Below are 18,778 nucleotides of genomic sequence, written 5' to 3'. Positions count from 1 at the left end.
CATTAGGGTCGCAATTTTTCTTTCTAAACTTGAATTAATAGATTAAATAAGTCATAATTAAATGATAGAATATTTGGAATGGAGGTGCTATATGCTTGTAGATTTTCATATGCATTCCATCTTTTCAGATGGTGTTGAAACACCTAAAGATCTATTGCAACATGCCATAGACTGTAATGTATCTATGATGGCTTTAACCGATCATGATGAAATAGACGGCATTCAAGCATTGCGTGTTGCTCAAAAAGAGTTAGATCCTAATGAATCTATTAAAATCGTAAATGGCTGTGAATTTAGTGCTGATTATAAAGATAAGTCAATTCATATTTTAGGATATTGTTTTGATGAAAATAATAAAGATTTAATCGATTTTATTACGTTTTTTAAAGGAAAACGTGAAGAACGTATCGATGAAATTATCCGTCGTTGTAACAATGAAGGATATTATATTACAAAAGAAGAGCTCATTAAACAATTTCCTGATACTAAAGCTTATGGTCGCCCACATATTGGTAAACTTTTAATTGATGATGGTTATGCCAAGGATATTAATGATGTATTTAAAGGTATTCTTCGAAAAGATAGTCCTTGCTATGTTCCTAAGGTAAAAGTAGAGGTTCCTTATATTATTGATATTATACATAAAGCTGGAGGACTTGCTGTTATGGCTCATCCTAAATTGGTTACCAGTGATGAATATGTGTTGGAAATGTTAGATTATGATTTTGATGGTATGGAGGTATATCACTCAAAGCATAATGATGATGATGTGGAGCGATATAAAGAATTCGCTAAAAAGCATAAGCTATTTATTACTGGTGGTTCTGATTACCATGGTATTGTAGGCAAGAAACCTGATAGATTTGGTGATTACTTAGTATCTGGTAAGGATGTATCAGAATTTATTAGTTTGTTATAAATGACGAGGTAGGCTATGGAAGTCGTTGCATTTGTTGGTAGTAGTGGCACAGGTAAAAGTCATCGTGCCCTCGTAGTTGCTCATGAAAATAAAATTGAATGTATCATCGATGATGGTATTTTGATTCATGATAATAAAATTGTAGCTGGCTTTTCTGCAAAAAAAGAGTCTAGTCGTTTAAAAGCTGTTCGTCGTGCTATTTTTCAAGACGAAGTACAAGTTAAATCCGTACGAGAACAATTAGATAAGATTAAACCTAATAAGCTTATGATTATCGGCACTTCTGATAATATGGTTAAGAAGATTACTAAAGCTTTAGGCTTACAAGAACCTGATCGATATATTCGTATAGAAGATGTTGCAACACCTAAGGAAATTGAAAAGGCACAACATGCACGTCTTAAAGAGGGTAAACATATAATTCCTGTGCCGACTATGGAATTAAAGTCACACTTTAGGGGGTATTTGATCGATCCAATCAAAACCATGTGGCGCCGCAGGACTTTGAAAAAACAAGATCAAGATACCTTAGGTCAAATTGGTTCTGAAGGATTTGAACGTTCTGTTGTACGTCCTGCTTTTAGCTACTATGGTCGACTCACTTTTGACGATGAAGTAATTATTAAATTGATTAGAAATGGGTTAAAAAAAGTAGCTGGTGTCGATGAGACCAGTATAATTTCTTTTAAAAAAAGCGACAAAGGTCAAAACGGTCTTGTTGTTGATATGGCTGTAGTTATTGAACATGGATATCCTGTTAAACCGTTGATGCAACAGGTACAAAAATCTGTTCGCAATGAAATTGAATATATTACCGGCATGTCTATTGAACGCATGTCTATTAAAGTTAAGAATATTATTGAAACAAAACGTAAGATTGTTAAAGTGTAGGAGTTAGAATGAAGTCTTATTATATTTACACCTATGGTTGTCAAATGAATACTGCCGACTCTGAGCGATTATCGCATCAGCTGGAATCTGTTGGGTATATACCAACAGAGAATGTTGAAACTGCAGATTTAATTCTGCTAAATACTTGTGCAGTGCGTGAAAATGCAGAAACTAAAGTTTATGGGCGTATAGGTGAGCTAAAAAGACTAAAACGTAATAATAAAAACTTGATTATCGCCGTCACAGGATGTATGGCTCAAAAAAATCAAGCAGAAATGTTTAAACGAGCTCCTCATATTGATATTGTATTAGGCACTCATAATATTCAACATATTAACGAGATGATTGAAGAAGTACAACATGGACATACGCATCAAATCAACGTAGATATGGATAACTCTGTATTACCTGAATTAGAGGCAAAACCAAATGGCTCTTTTTATGCATGGGTACCTATTATGAATGGATGTAATAAATTTTGCACCTATTGTATTGTTCCCCATGTACGTGGTAGAGAGATTAGCCGTCCTGTAGAGGCCATTGTTAAAGAGGTTACAGACCTAGGGGTTAAAGGATTTAAAGAGATCACTTTATTGGGGCAAAATGTAAACTCTTATGGCCTAGATTTTAAAGATGGTACAGATTTTGGTACATTAGTTGATGCTCTTGATGGTATTCCTGGTATAGAACGTATTCGCTATATGACAAGTCATCCTCAAGATATGAGTAAGTCTATGATTGATGCTCTTGGTAGGTCATCCAATATTGTGACGCATTTACATTTACCTATTCAATCTGGTTCCAATCGTATTTTAAAGAAAATGAATCGTCATTACACGGTAGAGCATTATAAAGAATTACTTTCTTATTGCCGTGAAAAAATAAAAGATGTGGTGGTGACTACGGATATCATTGTAGGTTTCCCAGGAGAAACTGAGGAAGATTTTCAAGCTACATTACAATTATTAAAAGATGTGCGCTATGACATGGCGTATACGTTTATCTACTCTAAGCGATCTGGAACGCCAGCAGCAACTATGGATGATCAAATTCCAGAAGAGATTAAGCGCGTTCGCTTACAAACATTGATGGATGTACAAAATGAAATCTCTTATGAATTAAATAAACCTATGGAAGGACAAGTATTTGATATTATTGTAGAGGGACCAAGTCCTCGTGATGAAGACATGTGGTTCGGTCGTACATCTGGTAATAAAATGGTTTTATTCCCTAAGGATGACTCCCTAACAATTGGTCAAACTGTACCAGCTCATATCGATAAAGCTCAAACATGGGTTTGTTATGGTAGTATTGTAAAATAAACTATTAGAATCAAAAAGAACTCGTCACTATTATGTTAACTCTAAGGTTAGAATTTTTATCTAAAATTAGTTTGCTAAACATGTGGTGGCGATGTTCTTTTTTACCATAGATGCTGATTAGAAATCATATGTGTTATAATAATAAAATAATATAAAAGTTGTATATTGAAGACATTCATAGGTATGAACACCATTTACATTTTGTATTTTTACAAAGAAGGTGTAACTATGAAACTTGATTTAAACGCTGTAGGCGAAACGGCATTATTGACACTATATGCAAGAGCGAAAGATTATGAGTCAGATCAATCTGTATTAAAGGATCAGAAATCCTGGGATATTTTAAAGCATATTGATTATGATTTTGATCAATTTAAAGATGTTAAGATGTCTTATTATGGAATTTTAGGACGAGCAAAAGTAATCGATGAAGAGATACGAAACTTTATATCTCTATATCCAGATTGTATCGTCGTATCATTAGGTGCCGGTTTAGATACTATGTTTTATCGAGTCGACAACGGTTATATTGATTGGTATAATATCGATTTTGCCGGAGTGATTGAAGCACGTACACAATTTTTTGAGCCTCATGAACGAGTCCATAATTTAGTGAGTTCTATAACTGATGAATTGTGGACTAAAAATATTGAGATAAATGGACGAAAACTACTGCTTGTTAGTGAAGGTGTAGTTATGTATCTTACATTGGATGAAATGAAGCAGTTTTTAGGCTTGCTGACTGATTCTTTTGAAGAGTTTACGTTATATCTTGATATGATTTCTCCATATGTGGCGAAACGCACTAAACAACATGATATGCTTAGTAAAATGAATGTTTCTTTTCAGTGGGGAACTAAGGACGGTCATGAAATTGTAGTTATGAATCCTAAGCTTAAACAGACTGGATTGATTAATTTTACAGGAAGTATGTTGTCCTTAGCACCTATTGTTTATAAATTATTATACCCGTTTATATATTTGTTTAATAATCGTATGGGAATATACGAATATAAGCGGAATCTGTGATATGACTCATAATATATGAGGTGAATATGAGTAAAAAGCAAACACCTATGATGGAGCAGTATTTAGATATTAAATCTAGATACTCTGAAGAATTATTGTTCTTTCGATTAGGTGATTTTTATGAATTATTTAATGAGGATGCTTTAGTCGCATCACGTGAACTTAATATTACCTTAACAGGTCGTCCTACAGGAGATGAGGAACGCACACCGATGTGTGGCGTTCCTTTTCATGCGGCTGAAAGCTACATAGAAACGCTTGTAAAAAAAGGATATAAAGTTGCTATCTGTGAACAACTAGAAGATCCTAAAGCAGTTAAAGGCATTGTTAAGCGCGATGTCATTAAAGTTGTTACTCCTGGTACAGTGATGACAGAAAATGGTAACGATGCACGGTCAAATAACTTTTTATCATTATTTTATATGGTAAAAGATACGTGGATTCTTGTGTTTTCTGATGTATCTACAGGGGAAGTTATTTGGCACCGCATTACTGATTGTGAAAAACGCAGTGATATGTACGATGCACTCAGCATGTATAGACCAAGTGAAATCATATTGCCTGAAGGAACGATATTACCGCAAGATATTCAGGATTTTATTGAAAATCAATTTAGTAATGTCGTATTTTCTCCTTTTTCTACATACTATACACAACGTGAAGTAGCTGAAAAAGCTGTAACTCATTTCGGTGATTTAGGCCTTATGGAAGAGGATGTATGGGAAGCATTAGGTTATATGCTTTTGTACTTAGAGGATATCATTAAATCTGAAATTTCTCATATCAACTATGTACATCAATTAAGTGTAGGTAATCGCCTTATTCTTGATACATCTTCTTTGCGGCACCTTGAAATTACTCATAATTTACGCGATGGTGGACAAAAAGGTACTTTACTGGATGTACTAGATCGTACGTTGACACCAATGGGGGCACGCCTTTTAAAACAATGGCTTGAAAGTCCATTAACTGATATAAATCAAATACAACGTCGTCAAGCAGCCGTTTCAGAACTTATTACACGCGGTGCTGAACGTTCTCATATTCGTAACTTTTTAGATTGTATTTACGATTTTGAACGCATCGTTGGTCGTGTTGAAACCGGATCTGTGTCTCCCAGAGATTTAACGGCTCTTCGTGAGTCATTAGCAGTTCTACCTGATATTAAGAATGTATTAGGTACATGTTCAAGTCTAGCTTTAACATCTATTAATGAGCGCATGCAAGATCATAAAGATATTTATGACTTATTATGTCGAGCTATTGCAGAGCAACCAGCGTTGACATTAAAAGACGGTCGTGTTATTAAAGATGGATTTAATGCTGATTTAGATGAGCTACGTTCTTTAGCGACTAATAGCGAGCAATGGCTCGCCAAGATGGAAGCGGATATTAAAGAAGCTACAGGGCTTTCAAAAATTAAGACTGGTTATAATAAAGTGTTTGGCTACTATTTCGAGGTATCCCATAGTAAATCAGAACAAGTACCAGACTATTTCATACGAAAACAAACCCTGGCCAATGCTGAACGCTATATTACGCCTGAGTTAAAAGAATTTGAAATTAAAATTCTCAGTGCGAAAGATAAAATCATCGCGTTGGAACACGAACTATATCAACAATTACGCAATGACATTAAACTCGTTATCAAAGATGTGCAAGAAACGGCACGTGCTCTTGCAGACCTTGATGTATTGTGCTCTCTTGCTTTGGTTGCTTATGAAGAAAATTATATTTGTCCAACTATTGTAATGAATGGTCAAATCAATATTCGTGATGGTCGTCATCCAGTTATTGAAAAGTTTTTAAAACGTGAGGTATTTGTACCAAATGATATCGTTCTAAATCATGATGATGAAGAATTTTTACTCATTACAGGCCCTAATATGGCAGGTAAATCTACTTACATGCGTCAAGTGGCTATCTTAATGATTATGGCACAGATTGGTTCCTTTATCCCTGCTCGTGAAGCGTCTATCTCACCTGTGGATCGTATTTTTACACGTGTCGGTGCTAGCGACGATATTTCTACTGGTCAAAGCACGTTCATGGTAGAAATGAAAGAGGTAGCGTATATTTTAGAAAATGCTACCCATAATAGTTTAATTATTCTCGATGAAATTGGTCGGGGTACGAGTACCTTTGATGGTTTGAGTATCGCACAAGCCGTAGTGGAACATATTTGTAAGCACATTCATAGCAAGACTTTATTTGCAACGCACTACCATGAATTGATTTGCTTAGAAGAAAGCTATAGTAAATTAAAAAATTATACCGTTGCAGTTAAAGAAAAAGGGAAAGATGTTGCTTTCTTGCGTCGTATCATTAAAGGTGGTGCAGATCGCAGTTATGGTATCCATGTTGCCAGACTGGCGGGCCTACCTAACGCTGTATTAAAACGAGCTGAAGTGATTTTAGAATCCTTGGAAGATCAAAGTCATGATGCAAGTGACTTAAATAATCGAGTTATGGGTGCTCAACTTACTAATGTGGCAAAACCAGCGGTTAAGCAAGTTAGTGATTCTCCACTAGGCAATTTATTTACCCATTCCGTAGTAGATAGCTTACTGGAAGTCGATGTAATGAGTATGACTCCAATTGAAGCATTAAATAAATTATATGAACTACAAGAGGAAGCTCGTAAAGGAGGCGGGAAATAATGGCAACCATTCACGTATTGGATGAAACGACAATCAATAAGATAGCTGCCGGTGAAGTCGTTGAACGTCCCGCATCAGTTATTAAAGAGCTCATTGAAAACTCTATTGATGCGTCTGCCACTAATATTGAGGTTGAAATTGGTGAAGGCGGTGTGGCCTATATGCGGATTACTGATAATGGTATCGGTATGACGGAGGAAGATGCTCGCTTGGCGATTCTACGTCATGCAACCTCTAAAATTCAACAAGTAGAGGACCTCTTTGATATTGCGTCCCTAGGCTTCCGTGGGGAGGCCTTGGCTAGTATTGCCTCTGTATCTCATTTCTCTTTGACTACTCGTAAAGCAGACTCTTATTTGGGGACTCGTATTACTGTTGATGGCGGCACCTTTACCGATTGCATTCCTTATGGTGCGGCACCTGGTACAACTATCGAAATTAAAGATTTATTTTATAATACACCGGCTCGTCGTAAATTCTTAAAAACGGAGCGTACAGAAGCCTCTAAAATTCAAGATATTGTAGGGAAATTAGCTCTAAGTAATCCACATATTTCTTTTAAGCTTATCATCGATGATCGGGTAGCTATTATCACACCAGGAAATGGCGATATTAGTGATACTGTAGCTGCGCTATATGGATATAAAACCAAAGAAGATATTTTTACTGTTGCCTATGAAAGTGATTCTATCTATATCGATGGCGTAGTGAGTAAGCCCACACTTCTTAAAAGTACAAGGATATGGCAGACCATTATCGTCAATAATCGCGTGATTTCTGATAAAACCATAATGAAGGCTATCGATAATGCATACCATGCACTATTGCCGAAAAATGGTCATCCTTTAGTGGTACTAAATATTACTGTGCCTGCGAGAATGGTTGATATAAACGTACATCCTCGCAAGAGTGAAGTTAAATTCTCAGATGATAAGATTATATTTAAAGCCGTATATCACGGTATCTTAAATGCTTTAAATAATCCACTCCATGAGAGATACGAACGAGAGTCATCATCTTATATGACGGGTACAGTTGCTAACATATCCGATAAATATGGTAATGATATTGCTAGTAATAGTGATATTAAGAATTTTAGTTCTAATAGTACATTCTTAGCTGGTAATACTACTTATGATTCTTATCAAGCACCTACTGTTGTACACGATTCGATGCAGTCAGCTGAACATATAGCAACAGCTATAGATTATGATAAGGTTTTTGGTGGACGCCGTACAAAAGGCTATGAAGTCATGCGCGGTGAAACTTCGCAGTTTGTGGAAAATCTTAAAACAAAGGGGTATACACCACCTGCACCTAAGGCTACTTATGAACAATCCTCTTTTGTAGATGAAAGTTTTGAAGCTGTTCCTACTGCATACACTAGTTATACTTCGGAAGATGTAGAGAAGTTTAAATCCTTGTCTCACGATATTCGTAACGAAGAGATAGAAGAACGTACAATTCAAAACTCGGGCTTTTTACCAATGGGTCAAGTTGCATCTTGTTATATATTAGCTAAAAAAGGTGATGATCTATATATCATAGATCAACATGCTGCACATGAGCGTGTGCGTTATGATAAGTTGTGTAAGTCTTCTGAATCGATTCCTATGCAATCTATTTTGGTTCCTCAGTATAGTGAGGCCACAAATGATGAAATGAATTTAGTAGAGGAAGAACGAGAAACATTACTTGATCTTGGCTTTGATGTAGAGTTAGGTGGTCCTACTAAGATAAAATTAGTAGGGGCTCCAGTAGATTTAGTAGAGTCAAAAGCATTTGAAATTCTGCAATATATATTCTCTTACTTACATGATCATCAACAGCCTACTAAGGCCCAATTACGACATGAAATGTTAGCTTATGCATCTTGTAGAGGGGCCATCAAGGCAGGTCATAATTTAAATATGTATCAAATGACTACCTTAATTGAGGACTTATTTAGTACCGAAAAACCATATGTATGTCCTCATGGTCGTCCTACGATTATCAAATTTACACCTGATGAATTAGGTAAATTATTCTTACGGTCTTAATATGAATATATTAACTACAGCTCAAAAATCTAATGAGGCCATTCAAGAGGAAGCCAAAGCTTTGGCTTCCTCTATGCATATGGCCTATATAAAAAGAGGAAAATTATCTATACCAGCATTATTTAATGCTCATCCATGTGATTTTATTGCTGTTCTTTCTGGTAATGGCTTAACTATTCATTTTCCTGATAATCAGCAACATAGCTTTCATTTATCCATGGCTCAATTACGTATACTACGTTTGCAACGTGGAGAAGGAGATCATTTAATTAATGCTGTTCAGACAATACTAAGTACTAATGAAATAACTGATAAAGAAGAATTTTCGTTTCTTGATTGTACAATTGGTCTTGGTAGTGACAGTATCGTCATGAGCTATGCTTTTCCTCAGGCTAAAATAAAAGGTCTAGAAGGTTCTCTATCTATATGGCTTGCCACATCTTATGGTTTAGCTCATTATTCGCATAATGTGAAAAGTGTGACGGACGCATTACGTCGTATTGAGGTAAGTTATGATACCTTTGAAAACTATGTACCTAATCTACCAGATGAAAGTATAGATATTATTTATTTTGATCCTATGTTTGAGGTCCCTGTAGAGGATAGTCCTCAATTTAAACCACTTCGTGGACATACTGTGGAAAGTCGTATTGATGATAAAATTATGGAGGAAGCTATGCGTGTTGCCTCTTATGGTGTTATTATTAAAGAACGACCATTTAGTTCTGTCTTTCAGAAATATCCACCTCACCAATGGGTAGGGGGAAAATATAGCCGTATAGGTTATGGAGTATATATGAAGGAGTTATTGTGAATCCCTTAATTACCATCGTTGGACCTACTGCGGTAGGCAAAACAGATCTTACCTTGGACTTAGCAGAACATCTGCATGCTGAGGTTATTTCTGGTGATGCTTATCAGGTTTATAAACAACTCAATATTGGTACCGCTAAACCATCGGTGGATGAACTTAATCGGGTGAAACATCATCTCATCGATATACTGGATCCAAATGATTCATATTCGGTATCTATTTTTCAAGATCAAGCTAAAGAAATAATTGCAAGATTAAAAGATAGAAATATTCTTCCTATTCTGTCTGGTGGTACAGGACTGTATGTCCAATCATTATTGGAGAACTACAACTTTAATGATGTTAAACCTGACGAATATTTGCGAGCAGAACTCGATGAGCTCTATAGTACAAAAGGTATTGAAGGCTTACGAGACTATGCTTTCACATTAGGTAAAGAGCATAATATAGAGATACAATATAGCGACAAACATCGTTTGTATCGAGCTATTGAGATATTGCATCATGGTGATGTAGATTCGTTGCGAAATCAGACAAAAGATGGTGTATCCTATAAAGGTTCTGTTATCGGTCTCATGAGAGATCGTGATAAATTATATGAACGCATCAATTTACGCGTTGATATGATGTTTGATGCAGGTTTGATTGAAGAGGTGGAACAACTCATAAAATCTGGAGTGAATCCAGATTGCCAAGCTTTTAAAGGTATTGGCTATAAAGAGGTTGTAGACTATATAAATGACAATATAACATTAGATGAGTGTCGTGACTTAATTAAGAAGAATACACGTCACTTTGCTAAGCGCCAAATTACATGGTATAAACGTATGCCATATATAGAATGGATACATATTGATAGCAATACATCTAAAGATTTTATATTTAATAAAGCTATGGATTTAATCCGTAGAGAAGGATTAGCATGACATTAGAAGAAATACGCAGTAAAGCCCTAGAAATGGCTGAACCAGAATTTAAGAAATTTGAACCTATTGCATTGGCCAATACAAAAAAAGTATTAGAAGCCTTTAAGGAATGCCAAGTATCTGATTATCATTTCACTGGTACTACTGGTTATGGATATAACGACGTAGGGCGTGAAAAATTAGATGAAGTATTTGCCTATGTATTTAAAGGTGAAAAGGCTATCGTTCGTCCTCATTTTGTTTCTGGTACACATGCGTTAGCTACTACATTAATTTCTTTGATGGGAAATGGCTCTAAAGGGACAGAGTTTATCTATGCCGTAGGGGCTCCTTATGATACAATGCAATCCGTTATCGGTGCCGCTCGTGAAGTACGTGGTTCTTTAGTAGAAAAAGGCTTTACCTATACTGAGGTTCCATTGAAAGATAATACCTATGATGTTGAAGCTATTGCTAACGCTGTTAACGATAATACGCGGGTAGTAGTGATTCAACGGTCTCGAGGCTATAGCACACGTGAACCTTTATCTATTGCAGATGTTAAGGTTATTGTAGATGCTGTAAAAGCTAAAAACTCTAAAACGATTTGTTTCGTAGATAATTGTTACGGTGAATTTACAGAGCTGCAAGAACCATTAGAAGCTGGTGCTGATATTATGGCTGGCTCTCTCATTAAAAATGCAGGTGGCGGTTTAGCACCAACTGGTGGTTATATTGTTGGTAGAGAAAACCTTGTAGAGGATGCAGCGTATCAATTGATAGCTCCTGGACTTGGCGATCATATGGGTTCATATGCTCCTGGTTATCGCTTGTTCTTCCAAGGTTTATTTATGGCACCTCACGTAGTATTACAAGCTCTTAAAGGTGCTGTATATACGGCTGCTGTAGGTGAGTTACTAGGTTATGATGTATTCCCTAAGGTAAATGCTGATCGCTATGATTTGATTCAAGCCATTAATCTGAAAAATGGGGAAGAAATGGAGCATTTCTGTGTAGGTATGCAAGCCTATTCTCCTGTAGATGCTCACGTACATCCTATTCCTGGGGATATGCCTGGGTACGAAGATAAAATCATCATGGCTGGTGGTACCTTTGTACAAGGTTCCTCTATTGAACTCAGTGCCGATGGTCCTATACGTCCACCATATACAATTTTCATGCAGGGTGGCCTAGTGTTTGAACATTCCATGCTTGGTATATTAGGAGCTGCTGAAGAACTATTAAAACATAGATAATGTTTAGAATCTCTTTCTTTTGTGAAAGGGATTCTTTTTATTTCAAATCTTTTCAATATACCTATTTCTAGGCTATAATATAAGTTGCTATAATTTTATAGCAATACTACTCGGACTTTTACACCGAACTAGTGTTTTACACGTCAGGCTTTCACCCTGATTAGTTTTATGATCAAGAGATCATTAAAAGGAGAAAGTATGGAAAAAGTTATCGCTGTAGCTATGAGTGGCGGCGTAGACAGTTCTTTAACTGCTGCAATGCTATTAAAACAAGGCTATAAAGTATTTGGTATTACCCTATGGTTATGGGTGAGTGGTACGCCCTATGATGAGGTGCCTCTTGCCGTAACTGATGCTAAGAAGATGTGTGATTTTCTTGGTATCGAGCATCATGTTATCGATGCTCGTGATGTATTCTACGAAAACGTAGTAGATTACTTTGTAAAAGAATATGCCTATGGTCGTACGCCAAATCCTTGTGTATTTTGTAACAAGAACATCAAGTTTGACTTGATGCTCAATCGTGCTCTTGAATTAGGTGCCACACATATGGTAACTGGTCATTATGCACAAGTAAATTATAATGAAGAAACAGGTCTATATGAGTTACATAAAGGTGTTGATCCTACAAAAGACCAAAGTTATGTTATGTACAATATGAACCAACGTATTTTGAGTCATCTTATGTTTCCATTAGGTGGTCAATGTAAGACTGAAACACGTAAATTAGCTGCTGAATATGATTTGCCAGTCGCTAAAAAACCAGATAGCGTAGATATTTGTTTCTTGCCTCATGGGAATTATCAAAAGCTAGTGGTAGAAGAAATGAAGGGTAAGCCAGAGTCTGGTAATATCGTTACCGAAGATGGTGAGGTATTAGGTAAGCACAACGGCTTATTTAATTATACGATTGGTCAACGTAAAGGCCTTGGTATTGCTTATAAACACCCTTTATATGTTATTGGATTTAATGGGGATCGTAATGAGGTCATCGTGGGTCCTAATGAACGTCTCTTTACAAATCGTATGATTTGTAAGTTCTATAACTTCTTAGATGATACAATTCATAAGGAATTGAAGGCAGAAGGAAAAATTCGCTATGCAGCTAACCCTTCTCCTTGCACAGCACGTATTTTAGATGACGATACAATGGAGGTTATTTTTGAAGAACCACAACGGGCTATTACCCCAGGTCAGTCTGTAGCCTTTTATAATGGCACTCAATTATTGGGAGGTGCTGTTATCGATCGCGTATGTTAGAAAGGAGAATGCAAGTTCTTTGAACTTGTTTACATAGTATGTCAACGAAAAAGATTCGAAACTTCTGTATTATAGCTCATATCGACCATGGTAAATCAACCATCGCTGATAGATTAATTGAATATACTGGTACATTACAAAAACGTGAAATGGAGGCTCAAGTTTTGGACTCCATGGACCTTGAACGTGAACGCGGCATTACTATTAAAGCGCAATCTGTTCGTATTTTGTATAAAGCGCAAGACGGTGAAGAATATATTTTGAATCTCATCGATACTCCAGGCCACGTCGATTTCAGCTATGAAGTATCTCGTTCTCTTGCAGCCTGTGAAGGGGCATTACTCGTAGTCGATGCTGCACAAGGTGTGGAAGCACAAACGTTGGCAAATGTATATCTCGCTTTAGAACATGATCTTGAAATCATTCCTGTTATTAACAAGATTGATTTGCCGTCAGCAGATCCTGATCGCGTTAAACAAGAAATTGAAGATATTATTGGTTTAGACGCATCTGATGCTGTATTATGCTCTGCCAAATCAGGTATCGGTATTCCTGATATTTTAGAAGCTATTGTAAATAAAGTTCCTGCACCACCAGATAAATCTGATGAGCCAACAAGAGCCTTGATTTTTGATAGCCGTTTTGACGCGTATAAAGGTGCTATTGCTTATGTCCGCGTAAAAGAAGGGTCTATAAAAGCAAAAGATACAATTCGCATGATGCATGATAAAAAGGACTTTGATGTTACAGAACTCGGTATTTTTACTCCCAATCTTGTACCTGTGCAAGAATTACAATGTGGCTCAGTAGGTTGTATTGCAGCTAGCATCAAAAATGTAAAAGATTGCCATGTAGGCGATACTGTAACATTAGCTAATAATCCTGCAACTGAGCCATTGCCTGGTTATCGTAAGGCTGTATCTATGGTGTACTGTGGCCTTTACCCAACAGAGTCTAAAGACTATGAAAACCTTCGAGATGCATTAGAAAAGTTACAGCTTAATGATGCTGCCTTAGAATATGAAGCAGAAACATCATTGGCATTGGGCTTTGGTTTCCGTTGTGGGTTTCTCGGCCTTTTGCATATGGACGTAATTCAAGAACGTTTAGAACGTGAATATAATTTGACACTTATTACGACGGCTCCATCTGTAAATTACAAAGTGTACAAAACAAATGGGGAAATGCTCGAAGTCGATAATCCTGCTAAATTACCACCTCCAACGGAAATTGATTACATTGAAGAGCCTTATGTAAAGGCTACAACAATTGTACCTAAAGATTTTGTTGGTACTATTATGGAGTTGTCCCAAGATAAACGCGGTGAATATCAATCTATGGAATATTTGGATGAAACACGAGTATCTGTCGTTTATCACTTGCCATTGAGTGAAATCATTTATGATTACTTTGATAAATTAAAATCCGCTACAAAAGGTTATGCATCCCTTGACTACGAATTGATTGGATATAAACAATCTCCAATGGTTAAGATGGATATTCTCTTAAATGGAGATCCTGTGGATGCATTGTCCATTATTGTACACAAAGACCGTGCAACTGCACGTGGTCGTGCATTAGCTGAGAAATTGAAAGAATTGATTCCTCGTCAAATGTTTGAAATTCCTATTCAAGCGGCGGTAGGTACAAAAATTGTGGCTCGTGAAACTGTAAAAGCTTGGCGTAAGGATGTTTTGGCAAAATGTTACGGTGGCGATATCTCTCGTAAGCGTAAATTACTTGAAAAACAAAAAGCCGGTAAGAAACGTATGAAGTCTGTCGGTTCCGTAGAGATTCCACAAGAAGCATTCATGGCTATTCTCAAGGTTGAGGACTAATAAAATGAAAACAGATTCTGATATTCTGAATCTGTCTACACTGAGGGATATGGGGCTATATGTCCATATCCCTTTTTGTAAACAGAAATGTATGTATTGTGATTTTCCTGCTTACCAAAATTTACAAGATTATTACGAAACCTATGTATATGCTTTAGTTCAAGAAATCGATTTATGGGTCTCTGAACATCCAGAGTCAACATCTAAAGCTATTGATACAATTTATTTTGGTGGAGGTACGCCTACAGAATTATCGATTCAACATCTACAGATGATTCTTGATAAAATCAAAAACACTTTTACAATTACTGACGATTGTCATATGACTATTGAATCGAATCCTGGGGAAGTAAATTTACATTATTTAACGAAATTAGTTAAATTTGGTTTTAATCGTATTAGCTTTGGTGTTCAAACATTTGACGATAAGGCACTTACCATGCTTCATCGCAGTCACAACGGGGAACAGGCAAAACAAGCCGTTTATGATGCTAAAGAGGCGGGCTTTGCTGATATTAATATTGATTTGATTTATGGATTACCAAGACAATCCTTAGACGATATTAAACGTAATTTAGCAGTCGTAGAAGAGTTGCCTATTAATCATATTTCTACTTATGGATTACAAGTAGAAGTGGGGACCTATTTATATCATTTAGTTCAGAAAAATCTTATTTTCATTCCTAGTGAAAGTATAGATGAATCAATGTATGATACAATGATGGCTGGTTTAAAAGAATTGGGTTTTGAACGATATGAGATTTCAAATTTCGCCAAGGCTAATTCCTATAGTCGTCATAATTTAAAATATTGGCACTATATAGATTATTTAGGCTTTGGTGCTGGTGCTCATTCCTTCTATGACGGAGTACGCCGTAGTAATAATCGTAATGTAATGCCCTATATACAATCTGTTGACAGATATATTATGCCTACTATTGATACGGAGACGATTACTTTAGAGCGAGCTCAAGAGGATTTTTCCTTTTTAGCCCTTCGCACTAAATGGGGCCTTGATGAGCAAAAATTCGAAGATAAATTTGGCGTATCTGTCCATGATTTATTTGGTACTGCTTTAGATGATTTAGTTAGTAAAGGTCTATTAGAGTATCAAAATGGAAGTTATCATTTAACCGCTGAAGGTGCCAAGCATGGGAACTATGTATTTAGTCAATTTATTCGTGAGTAATTTCTCACAGTTTCTCAAAATCTAATATGTTAGTATAAATAGGATGATGGTGAATAAGCATGCTAGATTTGAGGAGGAGCGATGAAGACATCTGTAATATTACACGGTTTACATAATGAATTTACTTTAGATCAAATGAAAGCATGCATAGAACTTGCTGAAAAATATGGTGGATCCTTCCGTCATGTTGTAACAGGTATACAAATTACAGGTATTGAAAAAGATGATAAGGAGCAGTTTATTTCTGAATTGCCTGATGGCGTGACCACTGTTATTCATAGAGGTGTTAATTCCTTAATTGCTTGTGTAGGTAAAGGCCATTGTAAAAATGGACAAATGGAAACTAAAGAATTGGCTGATTATGTAGAGAGAAAACATTACGGCCGAAAAACCTCTCACAAGTGCAAAATCGGCATCAGTGGATGTGGACGTAACTGCCCAGATGCAATGGTAAAGGATATTGCCTTTATCGGTACATCTCAAGGTTTTATGTTGGCTGTTGGTGGTAATACAGGCATGAGACCTGAAGCAGGAAAAATTTTAGCAAGAAAACTAACTATTGAGCAATCTAAAAAAGCTGTAGATATTTTGATTGATTGGTATGCTAAATATGGTGAACCTCGTGAACGTATGGGGAAACTGTTAGAGCGTCTTGGCAATCCATTAGAAGGGGTAGAACTATAAATCAATTAGTACATTTTAGTTCTAATTGATTTATAGTTTATAGTCCGTAAATTCTTGGGCCAAAAAAGTATTTTAACTAAGAGTTTATTGACAACTAAATTATTATATATAAACACTTATACTATTTCAGGTTTTAATAATAGAAATTTTATTAGAACTACATATTCTAATCTTTAAATTTTGGGATATGTCATAAATGTAGATAGTATAAGTGTTTTCTTATTGTTGCACTTTGATTTTTTGACTAATTAATCAAAAATATTGATTTGTCTTTTTGACTAAATTGATATTATTTGACTTTTTTGGCATTTTTTAGCTTGACAATTTTTTTTAATATGGTAATATTATACATGCGATTAGCACTCAAAGTTAATGAGTGCTAACAAGAGGTGTCATTATGGATGAAAGAAAACAGCGCATCTTGCGAGTCATAATTGAAGACTATGTTAAGTCCGCAGAACCTGTAGGATCTCGAACGATTGCTAAAAATTATGATCTTGGCATCAGTCCTGCTACGGTGCGGAACGAAATGTCCGATTTAGAGGAATTAGGCTATTTAGAGCAACCTCATACATCGGCTGGACGTATTCCTTCAGCTAAGGGCTATCGCTTATATGTTGATTCTATGCTGAGTCGACAACCTGTTCCATTACAGGATGCTGAAAAAATTGAAATGTTATGGAAGCGTTCCAATGGATCAACGAGTGAACTCTTTCTAAATATGGCTAAACTACTTTCACAGGTAAGTCATAGCATGAGTTTATTCTTAGCACCAGCCCATGATAGAGCATTAATCAAATACATTCATGTATTACCGCTAGATAGTCATCAAGCCATTATGGTAGTTATTACTGAAACAGGAGCACTCGATAATGAGTTGATGTACTTTGGTGAAAGTGTTTCACCAGAGCTTTTACAAAGTCTAGCCATACAATTTAGCAATGCACTACAGAATGTAAGTATTGGTCATGTAACGGCTGAGGCTTTAGGATCTATATTGGTCCATATGGAAGGACCGCAGGGAATTTTATTAATCCTTTCGGAGACATTATTACGAGCTATTAATAAACGTAAGTTGTTCTATTCGGTAGGTACCACAGAGTTGTTAAATCAACCAGAGTTTAAGTCTGTTGAGAAGGTACAACCCTTGCTTTCCTTAGTGGAAGAACAAAATCAATTAGGACAGTTATTAAAAGATGATTCTCCAACACCTGTTAAGGTCAAGATTGGTATTGAGAATGAAACTGAAGCGCTACATTCAATGAGTGTGGTACAAGCTGATTTTACGAATCAAGATCAGCCTATCGGAACTCTTGCTATTCTTGGTCCAACGCGGATGGAATACGGACGTATCATCGGCATGTTGTCCCATATGAAACATATAATGGAAACTATGGTAAAAGAACAAAACAGAAAGGGCAAATAATGGCTGAAGAACAAGACATTAAACAAGAAACAGTGGAGGAAACAGAGGATACTACGAATGTAGAGGAACCAACTGTTGAAAAAACTGAAGAAGCTGTGGCTGATGCTGCTCAAGTGTTAGAAGAACTTAAAGCCGACTTTGATAATCGCTATAAACGGTTACAAGCGGACTTTGAAAATTTCAAACGTCGTACTAACCAGGAAAAAGAGCAACTTGCTGGATATGTAAAAGGGGATGTATTAACGGACCTTCTTCCTGTATTGGATAACTTTGAACGGGCCGTTCAAAGTCCTGCAGAAGGGGAAGCAAAAGTATTCCTCGATGGATTCATTATGATTCATCAAAATTTGATGGCTATGTTATCTAAACATGGTTTAGCTGTTATTGAAGCTATGGGTCAACCATTTGATCCAAATTTCCATCAAGCGATTATGCGTGTACCGTCAGATGAATATGAATCCGATACGGTGTGTGAAGTTTTGCAAACTGGCTATACTGTTGATGGTCGTTGTATACGTCCAGCAATGGTAAAAGTTGTTGAATAGA

At 36.3% G+C, this 18,778-nt stretch carries 15 protein-coding genes; all 15 read left to right on the top strand.

The window, feature by feature from the left end; all coding sequences use genetic code 11:
• Positions 1-91: 91 nt before the first annotated feature.
• The gene (locus FNLLGLLA_RS05320; protein ID WP_101928248.1) at positions 92-919 is read left to right on the top strand and encodes a PHP domain-containing protein; all 828 of its coding nucleotides are present in this window, start codon (positions 92-94) and stop codon (positions 917-919) included.
• A 15-nt stretch (positions 920-934) separates the two neighbouring features.
• Positions 935-1,810, top strand: a complete 876-nt coding sequence (locus tag FNLLGLLA_RS05315) for an Asp23/Gls24 family envelope stress response protein (RefSeq protein ID WP_156697536.1) — start codon at positions 935-937, stop codon at positions 1,808-1,810.
• 8 nt (positions 1,811-1,818) lie between these two features.
• Positions 1,819-3,132 (top strand): tRNA (N6-isopentenyl adenosine(37)-C2)-methylthiotransferase MiaB, encoded by a 1,314-nt coding sequence (miaB, locus tag FNLLGLLA_RS05310; protein WP_156697537.1) that lies wholly within the window; start codon positions 1,819-1,821, stop codon positions 3,130-3,132.
• Between the two features lie 228 nt (positions 3,133-3,360).
• Positions 3,361-4,161 carry a class I SAM-dependent methyltransferase gene (locus FNLLGLLA_RS05305; RefSeq protein ID WP_004697379.1) on the top strand — a complete coding sequence of 267 codons (801 nt, stop codon included), beginning with the start codon at positions 3,361-3,363 and terminating at the stop codon, positions 4,159-4,161.
• Between the two features lie 26 nt (positions 4,162-4,187).
• Positions 4,188-6,821, top strand: coding sequence for a DNA mismatch repair protein MutS (gene mutS, locus FNLLGLLA_RS05300; RefSeq protein WP_156697538.1), 2,634 nt, complete (start codon positions 4,188-4,190; stop codon positions 6,819-6,821).
• Positions 6,821-8,860: a DNA mismatch repair endonuclease MutL gene (gene mutL / locus FNLLGLLA_RS05295; RefSeq protein WP_156697539.1), complete on the top strand. Its 2,040-nt coding sequence runs from the start codon at positions 6,821-6,823 to the stop codon at positions 8,858-8,860. Before mutS ends, mutL begins: the two co-directional genes overlap by 1 nt.
• 1 nt (position 8,861) lies before the next feature.
• On the top strand, positions 8,862-9,674 hold the full coding sequence (locus FNLLGLLA_RS05290; RefSeq protein ID WP_004695722.1) for a class I SAM-dependent methyltransferase: 813 nt from the start codon (positions 8,862-8,864) through the stop codon (positions 9,672-9,674).
• Positions 9,671-10,600 carry a tRNA (adenosine(37)-N6)-dimethylallyltransferase MiaA gene (gene miaA, locus FNLLGLLA_RS05285; protein ID WP_004695723.1) on the top strand — a complete coding sequence of 310 codons (930 nt, stop codon included), beginning with the start codon at positions 9,671-9,673 and terminating at the stop codon, positions 10,598-10,600. The genes FNLLGLLA_RS05290 and miaA overlap by 4 nt, the downstream gene beginning before the upstream one ends.
• Positions 10,597-11,835, top strand: coding sequence for a methionine gamma-lyase family protein (locus tag FNLLGLLA_RS05280; protein ID WP_174892300.1), 1,239 nt, complete (start codon positions 10,597-10,599; stop codon positions 11,833-11,835). The genes miaA and FNLLGLLA_RS05280 overlap by 4 nt, the downstream gene beginning before the upstream one ends.
• 198 nt (positions 11,836-12,033) lie before the next feature.
• Complete coding sequence (mnmA, locus tag FNLLGLLA_RS05275) at positions 12,034-13,095, top strand: tRNA 2-thiouridine(34) synthase MnmA (RefSeq protein ID WP_004695727.1); 1,062 nt, start codon at positions 12,034-12,036, stop codon at positions 13,093-13,095.
• A 38-nt stretch (positions 13,096-13,133) separates the two neighbouring features.
• On the top strand, positions 13,134-14,933 hold the full coding sequence (gene lepA, locus FNLLGLLA_RS05270; protein ID WP_156697540.1) for a translation elongation factor 4: 1,800 nt from the start codon (positions 13,134-13,136) through the stop codon (positions 14,931-14,933).
• A gap of 4 nt (positions 14,934-14,937) precedes the next feature.
• Positions 14,938-16,122, top strand: coding sequence for a radical SAM family heme chaperone HemW (gene hemW / locus FNLLGLLA_RS05265; RefSeq protein ID WP_118091432.1), 1,185 nt, complete (start codon positions 14,938-14,940; stop codon positions 16,120-16,122).
• 81 nt (positions 16,123-16,203) lie between these two features.
• Complete coding sequence (locus FNLLGLLA_RS05260; protein ID WP_024061690.1) at positions 16,204-16,806, top strand: nitrite/sulfite reductase domain-containing protein; 603 nt, start codon at positions 16,204-16,206, stop codon at positions 16,804-16,806.
• Between the two features lie 397 nt (positions 16,807-17,203).
• Positions 17,204-18,232, top strand: a complete 1,029-nt coding sequence (hrcA, locus tag FNLLGLLA_RS05255; RefSeq protein ID WP_101928258.1) for a heat-inducible transcriptional repressor HrcA — start codon at positions 17,204-17,206, stop codon at positions 18,230-18,232.
• Positions 18,232-18,777: a nucleotide exchange factor GrpE gene (grpE, locus tag FNLLGLLA_RS05250; protein WP_024061688.1), complete on the top strand. Its 546-nt coding sequence runs from the start codon at positions 18,232-18,234 to the stop codon at positions 18,775-18,777. The genes hrcA and grpE overlap by 1 nt, the downstream gene beginning before the upstream one ends.
• The last annotated feature ends 1 nt before the right edge of the window (position 18,778 follow it).

This window comes from Veillonella parvula, from assembly GCF_902810435.1.
Classification (GTDB): Bacteria; Bacillota; Negativicutes; order Veillonellales; family Veillonellaceae; genus Veillonella.
This window is presented reverse-complemented; position numbering and strand designations above follow the sequence as displayed.